Genomic DNA, 23,351 nt, shown 5'->3' with positions numbered 1-23,351 from the left:
CCCGCGCCATTATTATAAATACTATAGATAGGTATGTGTTGTTATGCATAAACTCAAATTAAAGAGTAAATTATTATTACTCAGCTTAGTTCCACTTTTTATTATTATGAGTGTCGCTATTGGTATCATAAGCACATTAGAAAACAAAGCGTTAGAAGAAGAGGTCGTTCACTTTAAAGAACGATCGATCAGCGAGCGTCAGAACCAACTGAAAGATGCAGTTAACATCAACAAACATGCTGTTGAGAACATTCTCGCTGCCAATAGTGATAAAATGCAAGCAATTAAACAGATTCGGAAGCTGCTGATTCCGCTGAGATTTGCAATTAACAATACTGGCTACATTTTTATCTATGACAAGAATGGCAACAACATTGTTCATGCCGGAAGTCCGGATAAGCAGGATAAAAACCATCGGGGGATGACAGATCCGAACGGAGTCAAAATTCTTGATGAGCTATACCAGGCTGCTCAACAAGGTGGAGGGTTTGTCAACTATGTTCATCCGAAAAACGGCAATCCGACCCCGCAGCCAAAACTAAGCTACTCCGCTTCTGTTAAGAACACCGACTGGTATATTGGCACAGGTATTTATATTGATGATATTGATAATGAAGTTGCGCAGTACCAGCAGCTATCAACAGAAGCAATGCAAGAACGACTAAAATTTGTATTGCTAAGTTCAATTGTTATTGTTGTGTTCTCCATTATTGCGATTCTATTCATCGCCAACCGGATGACACACTCAGTTCAAAACATGGTCGATACACTGAATGATATTGCCGACGGCGAAGGGGATCTGACCCGTCGTTTAGAGGTTAAAGGTGACGATGAAATTGCCCAGCTAGGTCATGCTTTTAACCGCTTTGCCGGTAAGTTACAAAGCATCATCAGTCAGGTTGCTGATGTTACTGAACAGGTTACCGGGGCCGCGAAAAACATTAATGATCAAACCATTAGTCTGACTCGCCAGCTGCAGGTTCATAATAATGAAACCGAACAAGTTGTTACTGCGGTAACGGAAATGAGTTCTGCTGCCAGTGAAGTGGCGATGAATGCTAACGAAGTATCAAACGCCACCAGTAATGCCAGTCAGGATTCTCTGGTTGCTCAACAGCGTGTAGATACTTCTGTGGTCTCTATCACCGCACTGGTCGAGGAAGTGGATCAGGCCGGGCAGCATATTCATTCCCTCCACCAGCAATCGCAAAAAATTGATAATGTACTCAAAGTCATTGGTGAAATTGCTGAGCAGACTAACCTGCTGGCTCTGAACGCAGCCATTGAGGCCGCACGTGCCGGTGAGCAAGGCCGGGGATTTGCGGTTGTGGCAGATGAAGTTCGCGGGCTTGCAAGCCGCACGCAATCAAGCACCAAAGAAATTAAAGAAATGCTGGATGAGTTACATCGCCTGGTTGGTCAAGCGGTATCGTCAATGGACCACAGCCAGTCAACCTGCCATGAGGCGGTTAATGCGGCAAACTCCATCACTGATAGCTTGTCTTCTGTGACTGGCGCGGTTGAAGCTATTAACGATATGACCAGCCATATTGCAACGGCAGCTACAGAGCAAAGCTCTGTCACCGATGAAATCAACCGCAACATGGTTGCCATTCAAGATATTGTCTCTGAACTCATCCACTCTAGCAGTACCTCAGAGCAAGTCGTCAATGAGCTTAACCACGCAGGAAGCGAACTGAAACAATTAGTCGGTCAGTTTAAGACTAGCTAGTACTAAGCAATACCAAGCTCACTTCCTGTAAACAAAAAAACGGCAACTCAAGAGTTGCCGTTTTCGTATCGGATTTTATTTAAGTAACGTCAGAGCCGACAACTAATATCAACGGTTAGTCATTAAACAGCAGGCAGCTACGGCCATCATATTCAATGCGCTGTACCTTGGTCGCAAAAGTTGTTTCAAGCTGTTCAACCGTCATGACATCTTTCGGTTGCCCTTTGGCAACGCATGACCCGTTGTTGAGCAGCAATACTTTATCTGCTTCACGTAAGGTTCGATTGAGATCGTGATTTGCCATGACTACCGCAACCCCCTGCTCAGCCATGCGCCGCACTAATTTATACATTGCAGCTTCCTGACCGATATCAAGTGCTGCAGCCGGTTCATCCAATAGCAACAGATGCGCTTCAGGGTTAATACTTGGCCACACTTGCAGACAGGCGGCGGCAAGACGAACACGTTGCCATTCACCACCAGAGAGCTGCTGAATATTCCGGTTCAATTTATCACTGATATTCAGTGCATGGCATATTTCGTCCAGCGCCTGTTGCACTTTCAACCCATCGGGCTTATGTAATGCCGACAGTGAGAGTGCCAGATAGTGATGTACACCAACAGAGAACACCGGGCGATCTTGTTGCGCTAAGTAACACCGTAGCCGGGCTAGTGACGGCAAGTCATAATCGGATAAAGGCTGGCCCAAAAAATCAATATTTCCCTGCCCCTCATATAAGCCGGAAAGCATTGAAATCGCCGTACTCTTACCGCTTCCATTAGGGCCGATGAAGTGAACGATCTCACCCTGTTCAATCGAAAACGAAACCGGAAGTAACCGCGGTGGCATCGCCAGGTTTTGTACATCTAATATCATGGTATTTACCGAGTCTTAATCAAATTGAGAACGAAGCAACATCCAGACAAATACCGGAGCACCAATGGTGGTGGTAAGCACACCAACAGGTAGCTCTGCTGAAGGTAACACAATTCGGGATAACGTATCGGCTACGGCAAGTAACAAAGCGCCACACAGTGCCGATAAGGGTAACAAGTAGCGGTTTTCGGTACCAAGGCTTAGACGCAGCAGGTGAGGCACGACCAGACCAACAAATCCAATCACTCCTCCCAACGCGACAGAAGCCCCTACCAACAACGACACAATAAGAATAAATCGCCAGCGCAACGAGGCAACGTCCAGTCCTAACTGCCTGGCTTGGGTTTCGCCCAGCATCAATAAATCCAGTTTCTTACCTTGAATAGAGAGCCAGCATAAAACAGGTACCACTAACAGTAATACCGACAGCTGAGACCAGCTTACACCGCCGACACTCCCCATCAGCCAGTACATAAGCTGGCGCAAGTTCAGATCATCGCTGAAGTAAAACGCCCATGTCACGACAGAACCCGATAATATCCCTAATGCGACACCTATAAGCAATAGGCGTGCAGTTGAGACCTTCCGCCGACGGGATAAGCCCACTAACACCAGAGTAAACAATAAGGCACCGCCCATCGCAGCTAGCATAGTTAACATCGGGGTTGGGGCAAAAGGCAGGGCAAACAGCAGAATCACCAATGCCAGGCTAGCGCCACCGGATATACCAAGCACCCCGGGTTCTGCCAGAGGGTTACCCAGTAACACTTGCAATACTGCGCCAGAAGCAGCAAGAGAAGCACCAATCGCTAATGCTGCAATCAATCTGGGGAAACGTAACTGAAGCAACAATTGTTGTTCGAGGGCACCATCTGGTGACCATGGCAGGATCCATAGTTCACCGATAGCAAGTGAAAACAGGCAAGTTGCCAACAATAAGGCCGAAACAATCCAAAAACTGAATTTCCATTTCGCTTGCTGACGTAAAATAAGGTCGTTTAATAGCATTAGAGATCGCAACAGACAATAGTGCGCTAACAATACCTTCTCAATGATTAAATGGAAAGAAGGCCAGCAAGAATGGTTTTCTTTTCAGCAACTGGAACGCAAATTAGATTTTAACGGTAACCTGATCGCCTACAACGACTTCCGTCTGTTGAACCAGTAAACAGGCTCGCTGCCCCGTTGCGACATTAGCATTAGGGAAAACAATGGCTTCTCCCCCTTCTAAGGAAAAATATTCCACGCCTTCATCCTGTGCCAATAGTTTGCCATGCTCAAAAAATGAGAAATTGGCCTGCTGCGCTGGAAAATTAAAGGCAAAAGCCGGTGTTTGCTTCACTAATGTCCGGGTAACACGGTAAACGCATGGTGTTCCCGCCCTCCATTGGCTGTGGAGCTCTGATTCACAGACCAGCTTTTTCATGGCCTCAGCAAAAGGTTTGAGTTGTGTTAAGTCATTTTCACCTAAGGCGGCAACCTGACCTAATTCCACCGTCAGTGCCTGCGCCGCAAATTTTTCGGCGCTATACCAGCTGAATGTCGGGGAAGCGGAATTAGACAATAAGATCGCCTCAATTTCAGCTTGCTCTAAGAAGGCAAACAAAGCCTGGTTACGGGTTTTATTCTCACTATAAGGGCTGACAGCAAACGTATAATGGACAGAATCTCTGATCGCACAATGTAAATCCAAATGCCAACGATTAGGATAACTGGCAGAAGTTTGCTCGAAGAAATGATCAACTGCATCTTGTAACTGATTAGCCATAACGCGATCAACATTAGAGTCATCATTTCGTGCAGCGAAAAGACGGTTCATATTCTCGACGATAAAACGTGTATGGGCGTTGATTGCCGCAGGATGCGCAATGATCAATAATAGCCGGTGCTTGGGTTCAATTCTCCCATGCAGTATTTGTTCTGCCAGCTGCTGAACGAGCTCTATCGGCCCGGTTTCATCACCATGGACGCCACAAGAAATCACGAGATCTTTAACGGAATCATTCAACTCTGCGGGGGTTATGTGCAGCACACCTCGATGAGACAGATAACAGCGCACACCTGAATCCAGCGTCCATTCACTGGCTTCAAAAGCTAGGGAAAGATCCAGTGTTGCCGCTAAGAAATCTCCCTCTTTCACCAACTGTAGCAATGTCATTTACAACCTCCATGTCATGCCGATCATATTATTATATCGATCGAGATAACTGTTTGCTCCAACCCTCTTCACTATACAAGCTGGTTACATTTATGTAACGCTTGCATTTCTGCGGTATATCGCAATTTATGAAATTGGCTGTGGGCTGTGGGCTGTGGGCTGTGGGCTGTGGGCTGTGGGCTGTGGGCTGTGGGAAAGAGTTTAAAAAAGAAGACCCTGGCGAATCTACACGTTTCGCCAGGGTCTTTACTGTGTGTTTTAAGCGTTAACTTAAGGCTCTTACTTTTCGATATCTATACTTTCTACGCGAGCTTTAAGTTTCTGACCAGGGCGGAAAGTAACAACACGGCGGGCAGAAATTGGAATATCTTCACCCGTTTTCGGGTTACGTCCCGGCCTCTCGTTTTTGTCGCGCAGATCGAAGTTACCAAAACCTGACAACTTTACCTGCTCGCCATTTTCAAGAGCCTTCCTGATTTCTTCAAAGAAGACTTCCACCGTATCCTTGGCGTCCCGTTTGCTTAATCCAACATTCTCAAACAGGTCCTCAGCCAAATCGGCTTTTGTGAGCGCCATAGATAACTCCCTCAAGACTATGCTGAATGGATAGTGCACACAACTCGAATATGTATTAGTACAAGTTAGTGTATCACTGCGAATTAGTTTGGCTGGACCGAAACCTGCATGTCATCAAATTGATATGCAGTTAAGTTCGGGGAATACCCGTTCGACCTCAACTAGAGACAAGTTTAAGCCAACTTGCTGATTTCCGCCAACTTTTTTAAGTCAAGTTCATGTCAAATTATTGATTTAGAGGGTGAGTCAGCCCCCATTTCCATGCATCTGGTTGAGCTTACAATTGAATTAAACAAAAAATAAACCCTGATAAAACAGCCAGATACAGAACAATGCTCCAAAGTAATCACATAATTTGGAAAATATCACTAACAATCAGAATGTTAGAATTTTTTAGATTTAGATCAAAAAAAAGCAGCCATTTCAGGCTGCTTTCTCAAAACAAAGACTTAAATAGACAATGTTTGATTTGTTACTTAGTTAAAAATCAAGTATTTACTCTAGTGTGAAGCTAGTCGCGCAGGCTTGCACCAAAACGTTCAGCAAGAACGGCAACAATACTGTCAACGGCACCAGCAATATCAGCTTCTTCAAGCGTGCGCTCGGCTGATTGTAATGTCAGTGCAATAGCAAGGCTCTTATTGCCTTCTTCCACACCTTTACCACGGTAAACATCGAACAGATTAACACCTGTTAGTAATTCACCGCCGTTTTCACGACAAGCAACAACAACATCACCCGCAGAAACGTCTTCACTAACTACTACCGCAATATCGCGACGGTTGGCCGGGAATTTAGAAACTGCAGCCGCTTCAGGCAATACGCGCGTATTGATCGCATCCCACTCAATTTCGAATACGACAGTACGGCCGTTAAGACCAAACTTGCGCTCAAGTTCAGGGTGAACTGTACCAATAAAGCCAACTTCTTTCTCTGTTTCCAAACCAGCGTCAACAACAATTGCTGCGGTCTGGCCCGGGTGCAGAGCTGGGTGCTTAGCGGCTTTGAAACCGAATACGACATCGTTAGCCGTCAGGTCAAGAACGGCTTCCAGATCACCTTTCAGATCAAAGAAATCAACCGTGTTAGTTTCGATGTCCCAGTGTTCTTCGCTGCGAGAACCCGCAATAACGCCCGCCAGCATTGGCTCTTGACGCATGCCGTTTTCAGCAGATTCACATGGAATGAAACGTAGACCATATTCGAACAATCGAACACGTGGCTGCTGGCGCTTCTGGTTATGGACAACAGTGTTCAATAGGCCTTGGATAAGACCAAGACGCATTGCTGACATGTCTGCAGAAATTGGGAATGGTAGAATTAGCGGCTCAACACCTGGCACAATCAGTTTTTGCTGCTCTGGCTCAACGAAGCTATAAGTAATTGCTTCGTGGTAGCCACGGTCAACAAGAAGATCACGTACGCGCTTAAGCGGCAGGTTCGCTTCTTTATGGTCGTTCATGCTTAGCGCAGCAACAGGCGACTGATTTGGAATGTTGTTGTAACCGTATATACGACCAACTTCTTCAATCAAGTCTTGCTCGATAGCAATATCAAAACGCCATGTTGGTGCCGTTGCGTTCCAGCCTTCAGCTGTTGCTTCAACAGTTAAGCCAAGACGCTCTAGGATTTCAACCACATCAGCATCAGCGATGTGGTGACCTAATAGATTATCAAGCTTCGTACGGCGTAGTGCTACTGTGTTTGGCTTAGGCAGGTCAGCTTCAGACTCAACGCTGACAACAGGCGCTACTTCACCACCACAGATTTCAACTAGAAGCTGCGTTGCACGCTCCATTGCTTCTACTTGTAATGTTGAATCAACACCACGCTCGAAACGTAATGATGAATCCGTATGCAGACCATAGCTACGTGCACGGCCACGGATTGCATCAGGTGCAAAGAATGCACACTCAAGCAATACGTCTTTTGTATCGGCGTGAACACCAGAGAACTCACCGCCGAAGATACCGGCAATAGCCAGAGCCTTACCGTGGTCAGCAACAACCAAGGTATCGCTGTTCAGTTTAGATTCTGTTCCGTCAAGCAGTGTGATCATCTCATCTTGCTCAGCCATACGGACCACAATTCCACCTTTAATCTTGTTAAGGTCGAACGCGTGCATTGGCTGGCCCATTTCGAGCATCACGTAGTTAGTGATATCAACGATAGGATCGATAGAGCGGATACCACAACGACGCAGTTTTTCTTGCATCCATAATGGTGTTTCAGCTTTAACGTTTACATTTTTAACCACACGGCCAAGATAACGTGGACATGCATCAGACTCTTTAACTTCGATAGATACAGTGTCTTCAATTGAAGCAGCAACCACTTCAACAGTTGGCTCTGTCACGTCAGCACGGTTAAGTACACCGACTTCACGCGCAAGACCGCGAATACTAAAACAGTCAGCACGGTTCGCCGTTAAGTCAACGTCAACAGTTACGTCGTCCAGCCCCAGGAAGTCACGGAAGTCAGTACCCAGTACTGCGTCTTCTGCTAGTTCCATGATGCCGTCAGACTCAACATCAATACCAAGCTCTGTGAAAGAACAAAGCATACCATGAGAAGGCTGACCACGTAGTTTTGCTTTCTTAATTTTGAAATCGCCAGGCAGTACAGCACCAACAGTTGCTACAGCCACTTTGATACCTTGACGGCAGTTAGACGCACCACAAACGATGTCTAGTAGCTCTTCGGCACCAACATCAACTTTGGTTACGCGCAGTTTGTCTGCGTCTGGGTGCTGACCACATTCCACAACTTGACCGACTTTAACGCCAGTAAATGAACCCGCCACAGGTAGTACATCGTCTACCTCTAGGCCAGCCATTGTAATTTGATGAGTTAGTTCATCAGTGGTAACCGCAGGGTTAACCCACTCACGAAGCCATGATTCGCTGAATTTCATTGTGATTAAACCTCTGGATTACTTGAACTGTTTTAGGAAACGAAGGTCGTTCTCGAAGAACGCACGTAGATCGTTTACGCCGTAACGCAGCATAGTCAGACGTTCAACGCCCATACCAAATGCGAAACCAGAGTATTTCTCAGGGTCGATACCTACGCTGCGAAGGACGTTCGGGTGAACCATACCGCAACCTAGTACTTCAAGCCATTTACCATTCTTACCTTTAACATCAACTTCCGCAGAAGGCTCTGTGAATGGGAAGTAAGATGGACGGAAGCGGACTTCCACTTCTTCTTCAAAGAAGTTACACAGAAAGTCGTGCAGAATGCCTTTAAGCTGTGCAAAGTTAACATTTTCGTCAACTAGCATACCTTCCACCTGGTGGAACATTGGTGTGTGTGTTTGGTCGTAGTCATTACGGTAAACACGCCCTGGAGCAATAAAGCGTAGTGGCGGCTGGCTTTCTTCCAAAGTACGGATCTGAACACCAGAGGTATGCGTGCGAAGCATCAAATCCGGGTTAAAGAAGAAGGTATCGTGATCCGTACGTGCTGGATGATCTTCAGCAATGTTCAATGCATCGAAATTGTGGAAAGCATCTTCGATTTCAGGGCCAGCTTCAGTAGTAAAACCAAGCTCACCAAAGAAACTTTCAATACGTTCTATCGTACGGGTAACAGGGTGTAGACCACCGTTCTCAATACGACGACCCGGAAGAGAAACGTCGATTGTTTCTGCTGCAAGCTTCGCTTCTAGCTCAGCACGTTGTAGAGCGTCTTTGCGCTCAACGAGCAGTGCCTGAACAGCTTGCTTCGCTTTGTTGATCTCTTGACCCGCAGTGCGACGCTCTTCTGGTGGTAGTTTACCTAGTTGTTGTAGTTGAAGGGTTAAGTGCCCCTTTTTACCTAGGTACTGAACTCGGACTTCGTCCAGAGCGACCAATGATTCAGCCTGCTCTATAGCTGCCGTTGCGTTGGCAATAATCTCGTCTAGATGTTGCATCGTTTCCTCATCCACCCACAGGTGGCGTCCTTTCGGGAGATATAAATTCGCGTAACGATACATACTAAAGAAACACGCGTCTAAATCCAAATTGAATCGTAACAAAAAGAGGGAATTGAACAAAAATAATGCCGCTTCGTCATGGTGAACCAGCCCAAAACTTCTCTTATGGGTATAACACAATAGCAATCGAGTAATCACTCGCGCGGAGTGATGAAATGTCATGAAACGTCAATATGACGCTTGAATATGAACCGCAATATATTGATGATAACAATCAATATGCAACTACAGCCTCATTAACTGTACCGCAAAGACTGCAGAGATACGCCTTGCCATGATTTATCATTATTCCAGCCCAGATGATCACGATGTCGGTTTGATCAAAATCAGGATATACGAACTCAATTAATGTCAAATCGACCTTTCTGTACAACTTAGATGAACCTATTTATCGGAGAGAAAATGAAAAGGATTTACGCATTTGATAGCCTGAAATTACTGGGTATTGTGGCAATATTTGTCATTCATTACTCAATTTTTAACTATTACGGCGGCGTTGAGCACAATGCTATTTATCTTAGCCTAAATATTCTGGCACGTTTTGCCGTGCCCTTTTTCTTTGTCGTTGCCGGCTATCTTTATTATTTCCAAAGCATGACTGACAGTGGTGCTTATACAAAACGCTATCTGGCTAAGCTGATCAGGATGTATGTCAGCTGGACCCTAATTTATTTTGTACTTGTCGGTGTTGGCTATCAGTTCTGGCGTCCGTATTCATTTTTAGCTGCGTTTTACCACGGTACTTTCGGCTCTGAAATCATGTGGTTCATGCCGGCACTAATGATTGCTGTGCTACTGCAATTTATCGCCAAAAAATTCAATGCCTGCTTTGCCTTGTTTATTGTCGCCTGCATGCTGCATCTTATCGGACTAAGCGGCCAGTCCTATCAAGCACTGCTGCCGTTTGAGATTTTTAATCCAGAAACAAACACCTTCTTTATCAATTCCCGTGACCCGCTCTTTTTTGGTCTTTTCTATGTAACTCTCGGATACCATCTGGCCAAAGTCAATGCGGTGAGTTTAATCAAGAAACTTCCGTGGCCAGTCTATCTGCTGGGAACAGTTCTTTTTTCTGGCTTGTCGGTGGCAGAAGGCTTATGGTTAATCCTGGGGCACGGCGCGATCATCGCTGACTATTACATCATGACGCTTCCTGTCACGCTCTCCTTCATTGCACTGGCTCTGACTCTGCCCACAGTAAACAAACCATCGTGGTTCGCTAAGATCGGGGAGCACAGTGGTGAAATCTACCTGAACCATGGGGTACTAAACAGCATGGTTATGTCCGTATTCTGGTATATGGGTGTCTTTTCGGATCCCGAAGTAAGAGCCGTGGTCGCTAACAATCTTACCCTACAAATACTTCTGGTTCCTCTCGCCCTTGCAGTCAATTTTACTTTCTATTTTGCCATCCGCAGTTTATTCCGACGTTGCTTTGGCAAGCAAACCCTTAGCGCCTACCGAGAATCCGCTATGATACTAAGTGCATTATGGCTGATATTTATATATGCCCCAAACGGCCAGGGCGAGAACTTGTTTAACAACCAGAACCCAATGACAGTATTTATTGCAGTTTGTATATGTTGCACTGCCTATTATAGTTTTGTTCGATGGCTAACCCCTGTCAGCGACCAAAAATCAAGTCTGGCTATCAAACATATTATTGTCGGAGCAGCCGTCTCTGGCTATTGGTTAGCCCTTTCTGCTAGCGGTGTACTAGAGATGCTGAGAAGCCTCTATCAGGAAGGGGCCAATCCGTTTATTTTAGTACTATCCGGCCCGTTTGTTACATTTAGTCTGCTCATTGTTTTTTCGGTTGGTATAACTCTCGGCCTGCAAAAATGGCTCTATATGCCAAACCTAAATTCCAGAGAGCAGGTTACCCCCTAATCGTTAAAGCCGCTTGTGATGTGGTCACTAGCGCGCTGACACACTTACACGGGGTGTTTAACTACACCGATGTAGCCCAAATCAATATTGCAGACAATAAACTGGTCATGCTGGTATAAGCGAAAGGTGGGATTGAGCAGCTTTAAAACTCAATTACTGAGGTTGTAGAAACGAAAAAAGGAGAGCCGAGGCTCTCCTTTTCACTTAAAACTGGACTGTATTACAGTGCAGCTTTCGCTTTTTCAACAAGTACTGTGAAAGTAGCTTTGTCGAATACAGCGATGTCAGCAAGGATCTTACGATCGATCTCGATAGATGCTTTCTTAAGACCGTTGATTAGACGGCTGTAAGACATACCATTCTGGCGAGCTGCAGCGTTGATACGTGCAATCCAAAGTTGACGGAAAGTACGTTTCTTCTGACGGCGGTCACGGTAAGCGTATTGACCAGCTTTAGTAACAGCCTGGAAAGCTACGCGGTAAACACGTGAACGTGCACCGTAATAACCTTTAGCTTGTTTAAGAACTTTCTTGTGACGTGCACGCGCTTGTACACCACGTTTTACGCGAGGCATAGGAGACTCCTAACTAATAAATAAAAATATAAAACTAAAAACGATTAAGCGAACGGAAGCATACGAGCAACTGCAGCCACTTCACACTTAGGAAGGATTGCATTTGGACGAAGCTGACGTTTGTTCTTAGTAGTACGTTTAGTCAGGATGTGACGCTTAGTAGCGTGCTTAAACTTAAAGCCACCAGCAGTTTTTTTGAAACGCTTAGAAGCGCCTTTGTTGGATTTCATCTTAGGCATGATGAGACTCCGCATTGTTGATAGTTAATAATCATAGTAATAGGGCGAACAAAAGCGCTGCCGAAGCAGCGCTTTTAGCTACTTGAATGCCGTTATTACTTCTTCTTTGGAGCAAGCATCATAGTCATTTGGCGACCTTCAACTCGATTAGGGAAGCTTTCGCAGACCGCTAGGTCTTCTAGTTCTGCCTTAATACGATTTAGAAGATCGATACCAAGATTCTGATGGGCCATTTCACGACCACGGAAACGTAGTGTGACTTTACCCTTGTTGCCCTCTTCTAAAAAGCGAGTCAGGTTGCGTAGTTTTACCTGATAGTCGCCTTCGTCTGTACCAGGTCGGAATTTAACTTCCTTGATCTGGATTTGTTTTTGCTTTTTCTTTTGATCTTTAGCAGCCTTGCTCTTTTCGAACAGGTACTTACCATAGTCCATCACTCGACAAACTGGTGGCTCGGCATTCGGGCTGATTTCGACAAGATCCACACCAGCATCATTAGCAATACGAATTGCTTCATCAATAGAAACGACACCGATGGACTCACCATCTATACCCGTTAAACGCACTTCACTAACATCGCGAATTTCACCGTTTAAACGGTGTGCATTTTGTTTAACTGGTGCTTGAGTTCTTCTTCCGCCTTTAATACCTTAGTCCTCCAAAACATTGAGCTTGCGACTGCTAATCTCTTGTTGCAAGAACGCAACAAAGTCATCAATCTTGAATTTACCCAAATCTTTACCCTTGCGAGTACGTACTGCTATTTCGCCTGCTTCGACTTCTTTGTCACCACAGACAAGCATGTAAGGCACTCGCTTCAAAGTATGTTCGCGGATTTTAAAGCCAATCTTCTCATTTCTCAAGTCCGCATTGACTCTAATTCCACATTTTTGCAATTTTTTTACTATTTCTTGTGCATATTCTGACTGACTGTCAGTAATATTCATCACAACAGCTTGTTGAGGCGCCAACCATGTTGGGAAGAAGCCTGCATAATCTTCGATAAGAATACCGATGAAACGCTCTAGTGAACCAAGAATAGCACGGTGAATCATTACTGGGGTATGACGTTCGTTGTCTTCACCCACATATGTTGCACCTAAACGCTCTGGTAATGCAAAGTCTAGCTGAACTGTACCACACTGCCATGCACGATCAAGGCAATCATGTAGTGTAAACTCGATCTTAGGACCGTAGAATGCCCCCTCACCCTCTTGAATTTCATATGGAATTTCCATAGATTCAAGAGCGAATGTTAGGTCAGCTTCAGCTTTGTCCCACATTTCATCAGAACCCACGCGATTTTCAGGGCGTGTAGATAGCTTAACAACAATGTTGTTAAAGCCAAATGTCTGGTAGGTATCGTACACCATTTTGATACAAGAAGTAACTTCTTGTTGCACTTGACTTTCTGTACAGAAAATATGCGCATCATCTTGAGTAAAACCACGTACACGCATGATACCGTGAAGCGCACCTGACGGCTCATTACGGTGGCAGGAGCCGAACTCAGCCATACGTAACGGTAGATCACGGTATGATTTCAGACCTTGGTTAAAGATCTGAACGTGACCCGGGCAGTTCATTGGCTTGATAGCGTATTCACGGTTCTCAGAACTTGTTGTGAACATTGCTTCTGCATATTTGTCCCAGTGACCAGAGCGTTCCCATAGAACACGGTCCATCATTAATGGGCCTTTTACTTCCTGGTAATCGTACTCAGTCAGTTTCTCACGCACAAAGACTTCTAGCTCACGGAAGATAGTCCAACCGTTGTGATGCCAGAATACCATACCCGGCGCTTCTTGCTGCATGTGGAACAGGTCAAGGTGCTTACCGATTTTACGGTGATCACGCTTTGCTGCTTCTTCCAGGCGAGTAAGGTGCGCTTTCAGCAACTTCTTGTCTTGGAAAGCCGTACCATAGATACGTTGCAGCATTTTGTTGTCGCTGTTACCACGCCAGTAAGCACCAGCAACGCTCAGAAGTTTAAAGTTCTGGCAGAAGCCCATGTTAGGTACGTGAGGGCCACGACACATATCAATGTATTCTTCGTGGTGATATAAGCCTGGACGATCGTCGCGAGAAACGTTCTCGTCAAGGATTTCAATCTTGTAAGTCTCGCCACGCGCTTCAAATGCATCACGCGCTTCTTGCCAGCTTACTTTCTTCTTAACAACGGCATACTTTGTCTTCACAAGCTCTTGCATGCGCTTTTCAATCGCATCAACGTCTTCTTGTGTTAAAGATTGCTCAAGGTCAATATCGTAATAGAAGCCATTGTCAATCGTAGGGCCGATCGCCATTTTAGCTTCAGGATAAAGTTGCTTGATTGCGTGACCTAGCAGGTGAGCACAAGAGTGACGGATGATTTCCAGACCGTCTGCGTCTTTAGCAGTGATGATTTCTAGGTTCGCATCATTTTCGATCAGATCGCAGGCGTCAACACGCTCACCGTTAACACGACCAGCGATACAAGCTTTCGCAAGACCGGGGCCGATGTCAGCAGCAACATCCATCGTTGAAACAGCATTATCGAATTGACGTTGACTACCGTCAGGAAGAGTAATTACAGGCATGAAAATGTCCTTCACAGTGGTGCCACATACCAAGTAGCACTTGAGTTAATTAAATACAAATAAAATCAGCACCTTACGGTTGGTGCTTTAGTGATTTGAACTTTTTGGAACTGTTCTTGGTACAAAAAACAAGAATGTATTCAAGAAGGAACACATTCTAATGAAATGATATGAAATAACAATGTCTATCCGTATAAGTCGTTTACGTTGTACATATTTAGCTCATGGCAGGCTGTTACCTATGTCATAAGTAACGTATTCAAATCAGACTAAGCCCGACATTCAAAGGATCTTTGCCTGTTGTTGTCTGGACGGATTCTTGGATCGAATTTGATTGGTTGTCTTGTTGGGAGGCTTATGTCCGTTTTAATCAAAGTGATGATTCTCTAAGTATTTGACTTCAGAGCTATACCCTTTGATTTTATAGGAGTACTGTGATTCTTTGATGAACTGGTTGCATATTAATTATCAGAGGGAATTATGAGTTTATTTTATGTAAACAAGAATGCACAAGATAATGGAGATCATGAGGTTCACAGTGCATCATGTAGTTATCTTCCAAAGAAAGAAAACTGCCACCCACTCGGTTATCACACAGCCTGCAGTACAGCCTTAACTGCGGCTAAAAAGGTCTACCCAAAATCAAATGGCTGCTATTACTGCTCCTATTCAAGCTACACGGCACCAGAATAGTAACTTGGGTATAAACATCGGATATAAAAAATGCCGGCCATAGCCAGCATTTTTTCAGAAGACAAGCTTCTAGTTATAAAGCAACTACGTTAGCTGCTTGAAGGCCTTTCTGGCCTTGCTCTACGTCAAAAGAAACTTTTTGACCGTCAGCTAGAGTTTTAAAACCCTCTGAAGCGATAGCACGGAAATGAACGAATACGTCAGCACCGCCGTTATCTTGAGTAATAAAACCAAAACCTTTCTCTTCGTTAAACCATTTTACGATGCCAGTAGTTGAATTAGACATATATGCCCCTTATTTAAAATTCATGAAAAATCGCAATTTCGCGACATTCTAATATATTGAATTATATAATGTTACGATAAATATAAGGGAAACACATAGGCACAAAACGATAACGTATAAGTAGCTAAAGGTTTAACTTGTACTTGATGTTGCATTTAATAACTCTCTGAAGAACTGAGCAAGATAATAACAGCTGTACATTTTTTGTACAGCGTAATTTTTAAAATCTTTCCTCGTTCTCGTCTTTAGACCTACAACGATATCCTTTGGGCTAGCTTATATGACACAACATAAAGCTGCTCGATACCCGGGTAGATCTCCTGAATCACAGCTTTCAGCTGCGCCAATGTCATGTTTTCCTGCTCAGCATGAAAGAGACTTAAATCATCAAATAAAATGGGTTCAACCGAGATAATGTCTAACTGGCAGAAGCCACGGCCATCTTCGAACGTCGATACATCAACGCGCGAACCCGGTACATAATCACGTTCAGATTCATCGCGAATCGTGATCGTCTTCTTGCCTGATAGAATATCGGCTTCAAAGCGCTCAAAGAACGTCATCACGGTAGGCGCATTTTTCATAGAATCGTTACATGCCGGGGCTTTTGTTATAGGTGTATTACTATTTGTCATGATTTCTGATTCATTTTTATTGAGGTAGTTTGAATATATTTAAACAGCTCTAAAAGCATTGACCAAGTCATTTGCCAACATTCAGATCGCGCTTTTTCTCAGAATATCTAAAGAAATACAACATTAGCTTGAAATACACAGTAAAAATTGCTTTTATTTGTATAGGCAATTATGGGAAAACCTCAATGGCACAGTCCCCCCGCTATTTGCAAATTAAACAATACCTAAACGATAAAATTCAATCCCGGACATGGCCACCAGGTTTTAAAATTCCGACCGAAATTGAGCTGTCTGTACAATTTTCTGTCAGCCGAATGACTGCCAATAAAGCGATTCGTGATCTGGTCGGTGAAGGTTTGCTGGAGCGTACACCGAGACTGGGCACGTTTGTTTGCCATAAGAAGGCAGAATCTCCTTTAATGGAGATCCGCAATATTGCGATTGAAATCCGCAACCGTGGTCATGAGTATTCAAATAAAATCATTACCCAAGCGAAGGTTGATGCTAAAGATGATATTGCGTTACGTATAGGGGTCAGACACGGTACCGTCATTTACTTTACTCAGATTGTCCACTATGAAAATGACGTACCTGTTCAGCTGGAGGAACGTTGGGTAAATCCGGATTTCGCACCTGAATATATCGCACAAGATTTTACCCAACAGACCCCCAATGAGTATCTGGTCCAGACCTGCCCGCTGAGTGATATTGAGCATACTGTGGAGGCCATTATTCCACCAAAGCGCATCTCCACATTGCTAAAGATGAATGATAGATCCCCTTGCCTGCTGTTGAACCGAAGGACATGGAGTAAAAAGAACCTTGTTAGTATCGCCTTGCTCTATCATCCAGGCGATAAATATAAATTGAGCTCGCGGACGAAGGTGTAAGAGTAGCGAGAGTCTAGGGTCTAGTCTAGAAACGCTCTTTCCTACCTTCACAGGCCCCCTTCACTCCACATTTTCACCTCACTGTCAGCAAATCATTACAATTTCGCTCACAATTCCTTTACATTCCATCTTGAGTTCCTCGTCATAATCGTCTATTTATTTGTATATACATATTCCTTATTGCGAATAAACAGACAAATAACCAGACTTTTAATCAGAGATAATCCATGGAACGAGTGCTCACCAACCTTCGACTAGTGACGATGCAACCAGATGCCATGCACACAGGCAATGGCTATCGAGTTATCGAAAACGGCATGATTGGCATTACCAATGGCAAGATCATGTTTGCAGGTAAAGCCTGCCACGACGATCTGCATGGCCATCCGGATGTGATTGATTGCCACAATGCACTGGTGACACCAGGACTTATTGATTGTCATACCCATCTGGTTTTCGCAGGCAACCGAGCCAACGAATTCGAACAGCGCCTTAACGGCGTGCCTTATGAGCAGATAGCCAAGGCTGGCGGTGGGATCCTCGCAACCGTTCGCGCGACCCGCGAGGCATCAGAAGACGAACTTTACGAGCTGGCCCTTCACCGTCTGCAAGGGCTAATAAGTGACGGTGTCACGACCGTTGAAATCAAATCTGGTTACGGGCTGACCGTTGACGATGAACTAAAGATGCTTCGTGTCGCACGCCGTATTGGCGAACTCAAAGATATTAAAGTCTCGACGACCCTGCTTGCCGCGCACGCAGTACCGCCGGAGTACACCAATCGCGCTGATGACTACATCGATATAATCTGCCGGGAAATGATCCCAGCAGCAGCCCATGAAGGGCTGGCCGATTATGTTGATGTGTTCTGTGAAGGGATCGGGTTCTCGCCACAGCAATGCCAGCGCGTTTTTGCAACAGCAAAAGAATTTGGTCTCGGGATTAAAGGCCATACAGAGCAACTGTCGAATCTGGGAGGTAGCGCCCTCGCCGCCCGTATGGGAGCAACATCTGTCGATCATATTGAATATCTGGATCGTGATGGTGTTGCCGCGCTTGCTGCCTGTAATACGGTTGCAACACTGCTGCCCGGTGCATTTTATTTTCTGCGAGAAACGCAACGGCCCCCTATCGAACATCTTCGCCGGTTGGATGTTCCCATGGCTATTGCAACTGATTTTAACCCCGGTACCTCGCCGATAGCATCGCTCCGTACCATGATGAATATGGCCTGTACCTTGTTCAAGCTTACCCCGGAGGAATGCCTACGCGGGGTAACGTGCAACGCCGCAATGGCTTTAGGTCTCAGCGAGAATCGCGGCCGGATCCAAGTGGGAATGGATGCTGATCTGGCTCTCTGGCAGCTAGAAAGCCCGGCAGAGTTATCGTACCGCCTGGGTATACCTGATTTAATCGCGCGTGTTGTTGATGGCGAGTTGTTCTATGCCAATGAAGCGAAAAACTCTGTCGATGAGGAAAAGCGCAATGCCAATTGATATGAGCGTCTGGCAAGGCCGGTGTGATCCGGAAGACGGTGAACTAGGCATGCGCTGGCACCAAAAAGTGCTACCCGCAGATCAGGCTAATGAAGAAGGCATTATGCTGCTGGGCTTCGCCTGCGATGAAGGTGTGGCCCGTAACAAAGGCCGCATCGGCGCCTTTGATGCCCCAGCGGCCATCCGCCGAGCTTTAGCCAATTTTGCCTGGCATCACCAGGAGCCCGTTTATGACGGCGGTGATATCTGTTGTGGTGATGGCAACTTAGAACTTGCACAATATCGCTTAGGTGAAGATGTCAGCCGCGCCCTGCGCCAACGCCACAAAGTTATCGTCTTCGGCGGTGGTCATGAAGTGGCATGGGGAACGTTCCAGGGCATTGGTAATTATCTGCTGCAGAAGCAGCACGTCTCTGAAAATAAGGCTGGTAAACCGGATGAACAAGCTGCACCACGTGTTGGTATCATCAACTTTGATGCCCATTTTGACTTAAGAAATCCACCGCCAGGGCCGAGCTCCGGACAGGGCAGTTCAGGAACCCCCTTCCACCAGGCAGCGCGTTTTTGCCAGCTACAGAACTGGCCATTTAAGTATGCCTGCTTAGGGCTGAGCCGAACCGGTAATACCAAAGCATTATATGAAAAAGCCGACCGATTAGGTGTGCTATATAAAGATGATACCGAGCTGACTCGTCATGATCTCGAACATACTCAGACCGAGCTTAACGCTTTTATTAATGAGTGTGATCACCTTTATCTCACCATCGATCTCGATGTCTTTCCAGCATCCGTCGCACCCGGTGTCAGCGCACCGGCTGCACGCGGCATATCGCTTGAAATTGTCGAGACATTAATAGAACCCATTTTAACCGCTAAAAATGCACAAGGTGACTCGAAGCTATTGGTTGCCGACTTAGCGGAATATAACCCCCGTTTTGATATTGATAACCAAACCGCACGGTTAGCCGCAAGGCTGGCCTGGACTATCGCCCGTGCGATCCGTTAATGCCGCACATTATTACCTTACAACGATCGCGCACAGCAAGGAGAGCAACATGACGAACGCATCGTCCCGCCCCCAAATAGCAAAAGCACGTTTAGATGAAACAAGAACCATCATTGCACCTACCGGTACAGCGTTGAATGCCAAATCCTGGCTAACAGAAGCGCCATTGCGAATGCTGATGAACAACCTGCATCCGGATGTGGCTGAACATCCCCATGCACTGGTTGTCTATGGCGGTATCGGCCGCGCGGCCCGTAACTGGGAGTGCTATGACAAAATTGTTGAGGTGCTTAAACGGCTGGAAAGTGATGAAACCTTGCTGGTGCAGTCAGGCAAACCTGTCGGTGTTTTTAAAACGCACAGCAATGCACCGCGAGTATTAATAGCCAACTCTAACCTGGTACCGCACTGGGCAAATTGGGAACATTTCAACGAACTCGATAAAAAAGGCCTGATGATGTACGGTCAGATGACCGCCGGTAGCTGGATCTACATCGGCTCGCAGGGCATCGTTCAGGGCACCTATGAAACTTTCGCTGCAATGGCTCGTCAGCACTTTAATGGCGAAACCCATGGTCGCTGGATCCTGACTGGCGGTCTTGGTGGCATGGGTGGCGCTCAACCTCTTGCTGCAACAATGGCTGGTTTCTCAATGATCGCCGTAGAATGCGATGAATCCCGCATTGATTACCGTCTGCGTACCGGTTATCTCGACTGCAAAGCGACCAGTTTAGATGAAGCTCTGGCCATCATTGAAGAGTCCAAACAAACCGGTAAACCTGTCTCTGTCGGACTGTTAGGCAACACCGCCGATATCTACCCAGAACTGGTTGAGCGTGGCATAACACCGGATGCAACCACCGATCAAACGTCTGCACACGACCCGTTGAATGGCTATCTGCCAAAAGGCTGGAGCATGGCGTACGCCGCTGAAATGCGAACCAAAGACGAAGCTGCTGTCGTAAAAGCGGCGAAACAGTCGATGGCCATTCAGGTTCAGGCGATGTTAGATCTGCAAACCGCGGGCTCTGCTACGGTAGATTACGGTAACAATATCCGCCAAATGGCGTTTGAAGAAGGCGTCAAAAACGCCTTTGACTTCCCGGGTTTCGTTCCTGCTTATATTCGTCCGCTTTTCTGTGAAGGTATCGGTCCTTTCCGCTGGGCGGCATTATCGGGCGATCCTGAAGATATTTACAAAACCGATCAGAAAGTAAAAGAGCTGATCCCGGATAATCTGCATCTGCATAACTGGTTAGATATGGCTCGCGAGCGTATTCATTTCCAGGGCTTGCCAGCACGGATCTGCTGGGTTGGTCTGAAAGATCGTGCACGTCTCGGTTTGGCATTCAATGAAATGGTTAAAAATGGTGAGCTGAAAGCACCGGTTGTTATCGGTCGTGACCACCTTGATTCCGGCTCTGTTGCCAGCCCCAACCGCGAAACTGAAAGCATGATGGACGGCTCAGATGCGGTTTCTGACTGGCCGCTACTCAATGCACTGTTAAATACGGCATCAGGTGCAACCTGGGTATCGCTTCACCACGGTGGCGGTGTCGGCATGGGCTTCTCGCAACACTCAGGCATGGTCATTGTCGCCGATGGGACTGACGATGCTGCAGAACGCGTGGGCCGAGTGCTTCACAATGATCCGGCAACTGGCGTGATGCGTCATGCCGATGCCGGTTACGGCATTGCCGTTAACTGCGCCAAAGAACAAGGCCTCGACCTGCCAATGGTTAATCGGACAAATGCCAATAACAATAACAATAAATAACAGATCGTGAAAAAGGAAGGATCATGTACCAGTTAGAAATTAATCCAGGAAAGCTATCGTTAAAACAGCTTCGTGAAGTCAGCCGTCACTCTGTTCAACTGTCATTAAATGACGAGGCACTGCCGGGCATGCTGGCCAGTACTGAGGCCGTCGCCAAAATCATCAAAGAAGACAGAGTCGTTTATGGCATCAATACCGGTTTTGGCTTATTGGCCAACACCCGGATTGCGCTAGACGATCTGGAAACCCTGCAACGCAGTATTGTCCTTTCCCATGCTGCCGGTATTGGTCAGTTCATGGATGATGCCACCGTTCGTTTGATGATCGTGCTTAAGGTGAACAGCCTGTCTCGTGGCTATTCCGGTATTCGCCCGTTAGTTGTAAATGCCCTAATTCAGTTAGTTAATGCTGAAGTGTATCCGTGCATTCCTAAAAAAGGCTCGGTTGGGGCATCGGGCGATCTTGCTCCCCTTGCCCACATGAGTACCGTTCTGCTGGGTGAAGGGCAGGCACGCTACAAAGGTGACGTAATTACTGGCGCCCGGGCGCTTGAAATTGCAGGTCTGGAGCCAATCACACTGGCCCCGAAGGAAGGTCTGGCTCTGCTAAACGGCACTCAGGCATCAACAGCCTTTTCGCTGGAAGGCTTATTTGCAGCCGAAGATCTGTATGCTGCAGCAACAGTTTGTGGCGCGATGACCGTTGATGCCGCACTGGGCAGCCGCCGCCCATTTGACCCGCGAATTCACCGTATACGCGGTCACCGAGGCCAGATGGATGCCGCAATGGCGTATCGTCATATGCTAGATCGGCACAGTGATATAGGTCAGTCACACCAACAATGCGAAAAAGTACAAGACCCTTATTCACTCCGTTGCCAACCGCAGGTCATGGGGGCCTGCTTACAGCAAATCCGTAACTCGGCAGAGATTCTCGAAATTGAAGCCAATTCGGTGTCTGATAACCCTCTCGTATTTGCTGACGATGGCGATATTATTTCTGGTGGCAACTTCCATGCTGAACCGGTTGCGATGGCCGCCGATAACCTGGCACTTGCGATTGCAGAAATTGGCAGCTTGTCAGAGCGCCGCATGGCGCTGTTGATCGACAGTACTTTGAGTAGGCTACCGCCATTTCTGGTTGATAATGGTGGCGTCAACTCAGGCTTTATGATTGCTCAGGTAACGGCTGCGGCACTTGCCAGCGAGAACAAAACCTTCGCCCATCCGGCGTCAGTCGACAGCCTGCCAACATCTGCAAACCAGGAAGACCATGTCTCTATGGCAACCTTCGCAGGTCGTCGTTTAACCGATATGGCTGAAAATACACGGGGCATTCTTGCCGTTGAATTGCTGGCAGCAGCACAGGGGCTGGATTTCAGAAGCCCGGAAAGAAGCTCTGAGCGCATCGAACAGGCCAAAGCGCTGTTACGTGAACGGGTCACCTTCTACGACAAAGATCGCTACTTCGCACCCGATATCGACAAAGCGAATCAGCTGTTAAAAGAAGCGCTGTACAATCAACTAATGCCAGCAGCACTGCTGCCAAGTCTATAATTAGTGCCTTGGTTCAGTAATTATGATCGATTGGACTGATTGATAATTTCTCGATGAAGCCAAACAGTCGTCATCCCAGAAACTGCCAGACAGTTGACTTACAAACTTGCTCGAAACTTATCAGGCGGTTATCAGGGATCCATTTGCGGTGAAATTTGAAGGGATTACATACCAATCGGGTTCTTCATGGCTGGATAATTCCGTGCAGAATGGATCCCTGGTTTACTACCTTCTGTGGACTACGAATTGATCATCTTCATTGTGTTAAGTACTAAGGGCTGTTTATCTTTCAACATTACCGGTAATTTCATCGACCTATCACATAACGCTTAGAAGTTGATTTACAAGCTTTTTCACTCAAAACAACTTCACCATAAAGCTAAAACCTTGATAAATGCACGGTTACCT

Annotated in this window: 19 protein-coding genes; 7 read left to right on the top strand and 12 right to left on the bottom strand. The window is 46.2% G+C overall.

Features of this window, described 5'->3' with window-relative positions; all coding sequences use genetic code 11:
• The first annotated feature begins 43 nt into the window (after positions 1 to 43).
• The gene (locus C9I89_RS05720) at positions 44 to 1,732 is read left to right on the top strand and encodes a methyl-accepting chemotaxis protein (RefSeq protein WP_107282393.1); all 1,689 of its coding nucleotides are present in this window, start codon (positions 44 to 46) and stop codon (positions 1,730 to 1,732) included.
• 115 nt (positions 1,733 to 1,847) lie between these two features.
• On the opposite strand, the gene btuD is transcribed toward C9I89_RS05720, so the two are convergent.
• The 6 genes from btuD to pheS all read right to left on the bottom strand — a co-directional run bounded on the left by btuD (position 1,848) and on the right by pheS (position 9,259).
• Positions 1,848 to 2,609: a vitamin B12 ABC transporter ATP-binding protein BtuD gene (gene btuD / locus C9I89_RS05715; protein WP_107282392.1), complete on the bottom strand. Its 762-nt coding sequence runs from the start codon at positions 2,607 to 2,609 to the stop codon at positions 1,848 to 1,850.
• A 15-nt stretch (positions 2,610 to 2,624) separates the two neighbouring features.
• Complete coding sequence (gene btuC / locus C9I89_RS05710; protein ID WP_107282391.1) at positions 2,625 to 3,617, bottom strand: vitamin B12 ABC transporter permease BtuC; 993 nt, start codon at positions 3,615 to 3,617, stop codon at positions 2,625 to 2,627.
• A 103-nt stretch (positions 3,618 to 3,720) separates the two neighbouring features.
• Positions 3,721 to 4,767, bottom strand: a complete 1,047-nt coding sequence (locus C9I89_RS05705; protein WP_107282390.1) for a succinylglutamate desuccinylase — start codon at positions 4,765 to 4,767, stop codon at positions 3,721 to 3,723.
• A gap of 279 nt (positions 4,768 to 5,046) precedes the next feature.
• Positions 5,047 to 5,343, bottom strand: a complete 297-nt coding sequence (gene ihfA / locus C9I89_RS05700) for an integration host factor subunit alpha (RefSeq protein ID WP_107282389.1) — start codon at positions 5,341 to 5,343, stop codon at positions 5,047 to 5,049.
• A gap of 511 nt (positions 5,344 to 5,854) precedes the next feature.
• A complete protein-coding gene (gene pheT, locus C9I89_RS05695) occupies positions 5,855 to 8,257 on the bottom strand; it encodes a phenylalanine--tRNA ligase subunit beta (RefSeq protein ID WP_107282388.1) in 2,403 nt (800 codons plus the stop codon).
• A gap of 18 nt (positions 8,258 to 8,275) precedes the next feature.
• Positions 8,276 to 9,259 carry a phenylalanine--tRNA ligase subunit alpha gene (gene pheS / locus C9I89_RS05690; RefSeq protein ID WP_107282717.1) on the bottom strand — a complete coding sequence of 328 codons (984 nt, stop codon included), beginning with the start codon at positions 9,257 to 9,259 and terminating at the stop codon, positions 8,276 to 8,278.
• Between the two features lie 465 nt (positions 9,260 to 9,724).
• Here pheS and C9I89_RS05685 point away from each other — a divergent pair, with 465 nt between their 5' ends.
• On the top strand, positions 9,725 to 11,212 hold the full coding sequence (locus tag C9I89_RS05685) for an acyltransferase family protein (RefSeq protein WP_170107628.1): 1,488 nt from the start codon (positions 9,725 to 9,727) through the stop codon (positions 11,210 to 11,212).
• A 220-nt stretch (positions 11,213 to 11,432) separates the two neighbouring features.
• Here the strand turns inward: C9I89_RS05685 and rplT are convergent, their stop codons facing one another.
• The 6 genes from rplT to yqfB all read right to left on the bottom strand — a co-directional run bounded on the left by rplT (position 11,433) and on the right by yqfB (position 16,146).
• Positions 11,433 to 11,786, bottom strand: coding sequence for a 50S ribosomal protein L20 (gene rplT, locus C9I89_RS05680; RefSeq protein ID WP_005367388.1), 354 nt, complete (start codon positions 11,784 to 11,786; stop codon positions 11,433 to 11,435).
• A gap of 44 nt (positions 11,787 to 11,830) precedes the next feature.
• Positions 11,831 to 12,025: a 50S ribosomal protein L35 gene (gene rpmI / locus C9I89_RS05675; RefSeq protein WP_006232269.1), complete on the bottom strand. Its 195-nt coding sequence runs from the start codon at positions 12,023 to 12,025 to the stop codon at positions 11,831 to 11,833.
• 95 nt (positions 12,026 to 12,120) lie between these two features.
• Positions 12,121 to 12,672: a translation initiation factor IF-3 gene (gene infC / locus C9I89_RS05670; protein ID WP_107282386.1), complete on the bottom strand. Its 552-nt coding sequence runs from the start codon at positions 12,670 to 12,672 to the stop codon at positions 12,121 to 12,123.
• Between the two features lie 3 nt (positions 12,673 to 12,675).
• The gene (gene thrS / locus C9I89_RS05665; protein WP_107282385.1) at positions 12,676 to 14,604 is read right to left on the bottom strand and encodes a threonine--tRNA ligase; all 1,929 of its coding nucleotides are present in this window, start codon (positions 14,602 to 14,604) and stop codon (positions 12,676 to 12,678) included.
• A gap of 766 nt (positions 14,605 to 15,370) precedes the next feature.
• Positions 15,371 to 15,583 carry a transcription antiterminator/RNA stability regulator CspE gene (cspE, locus tag C9I89_RS05655; protein WP_107282383.1) on the bottom strand — a complete coding sequence of 71 codons (213 nt, stop codon included), beginning with the start codon at positions 15,581 to 15,583 and terminating at the stop codon, positions 15,371 to 15,373.
• A 251-nt stretch (positions 15,584 to 15,834) separates the two neighbouring features.
• On the bottom strand, positions 15,835 to 16,146 hold the full coding sequence (yqfB, locus tag C9I89_RS05650) for a N(4)-acetylcytidine aminohydrolase (RefSeq protein ID WP_211315219.1): 312 nt from the start codon (positions 16,144 to 16,146) through the stop codon (positions 15,835 to 15,837).
• 257 nt (positions 16,147 to 16,403) lie between these two features.
• On the opposite strand from yqfB, the gene hutC reads away from it, so the two are divergent.
• The 5 genes from hutC to hutH all read left to right on the top strand — a co-directional run bounded on the left by hutC (position 16,404) and on the right by hutH (position 22,943).
• Positions 16,404 to 17,108, top strand: coding sequence for a histidine utilization transcriptional repressor HutC (hutC, locus tag C9I89_RS05645; protein ID WP_107282382.1), 705 nt, complete (start codon positions 16,404 to 16,406; stop codon positions 17,106 to 17,108).
• A 227-nt stretch (positions 17,109 to 17,335) separates the two neighbouring features.
• Positions 17,336 to 18,604, top strand: a complete 1,269-nt coding sequence (gene hutI, locus C9I89_RS05640; protein WP_107282381.1) for an imidazolonepropionase — start codon at positions 17,336 to 17,338, stop codon at positions 18,602 to 18,604.
• A complete protein-coding gene (hutG, locus tag C9I89_RS05635; protein WP_245905413.1) occupies positions 18,594 to 19,610 on the top strand; it encodes a formimidoylglutamase in 1,017 nt (338 codons plus the stop codon). The genes hutI and hutG overlap by 11 nt, the downstream gene beginning before the upstream one ends.
• A gap of 49 nt (positions 19,611 to 19,659) precedes the next feature.
• Positions 19,660 to 21,387 carry a urocanate hydratase gene (gene hutU / locus C9I89_RS05630; RefSeq protein WP_107282380.1) on the top strand — a complete coding sequence of 576 codons (1,728 nt, stop codon included), beginning with the start codon at positions 19,660 to 19,662 and terminating at the stop codon, positions 21,385 to 21,387.
• Positions 21,388 to 21,410: 23 nt separating this feature from the next.
• On the top strand, positions 21,411 to 22,943 hold the full coding sequence (hutH, locus tag C9I89_RS05625) for a histidine ammonia-lyase (RefSeq protein WP_107282379.1): 1,533 nt from the start codon (positions 21,411 to 21,413) through the stop codon (positions 22,941 to 22,943).
• The last annotated feature ends 408 nt before the right edge of the window (positions 22,944 to 23,351 follow it).

This window comes from Photobacterium lipolyticum, assembly GCF_003026475.1.
Classification (GTDB): domain Bacteria; phylum Pseudomonadota; class Gammaproteobacteria; order Enterobacterales; family Vibrionaceae; genus Photobacterium; species Photobacterium lipolyticum.
This window is presented reverse-complemented; position numbering and strand designations above follow the sequence as displayed.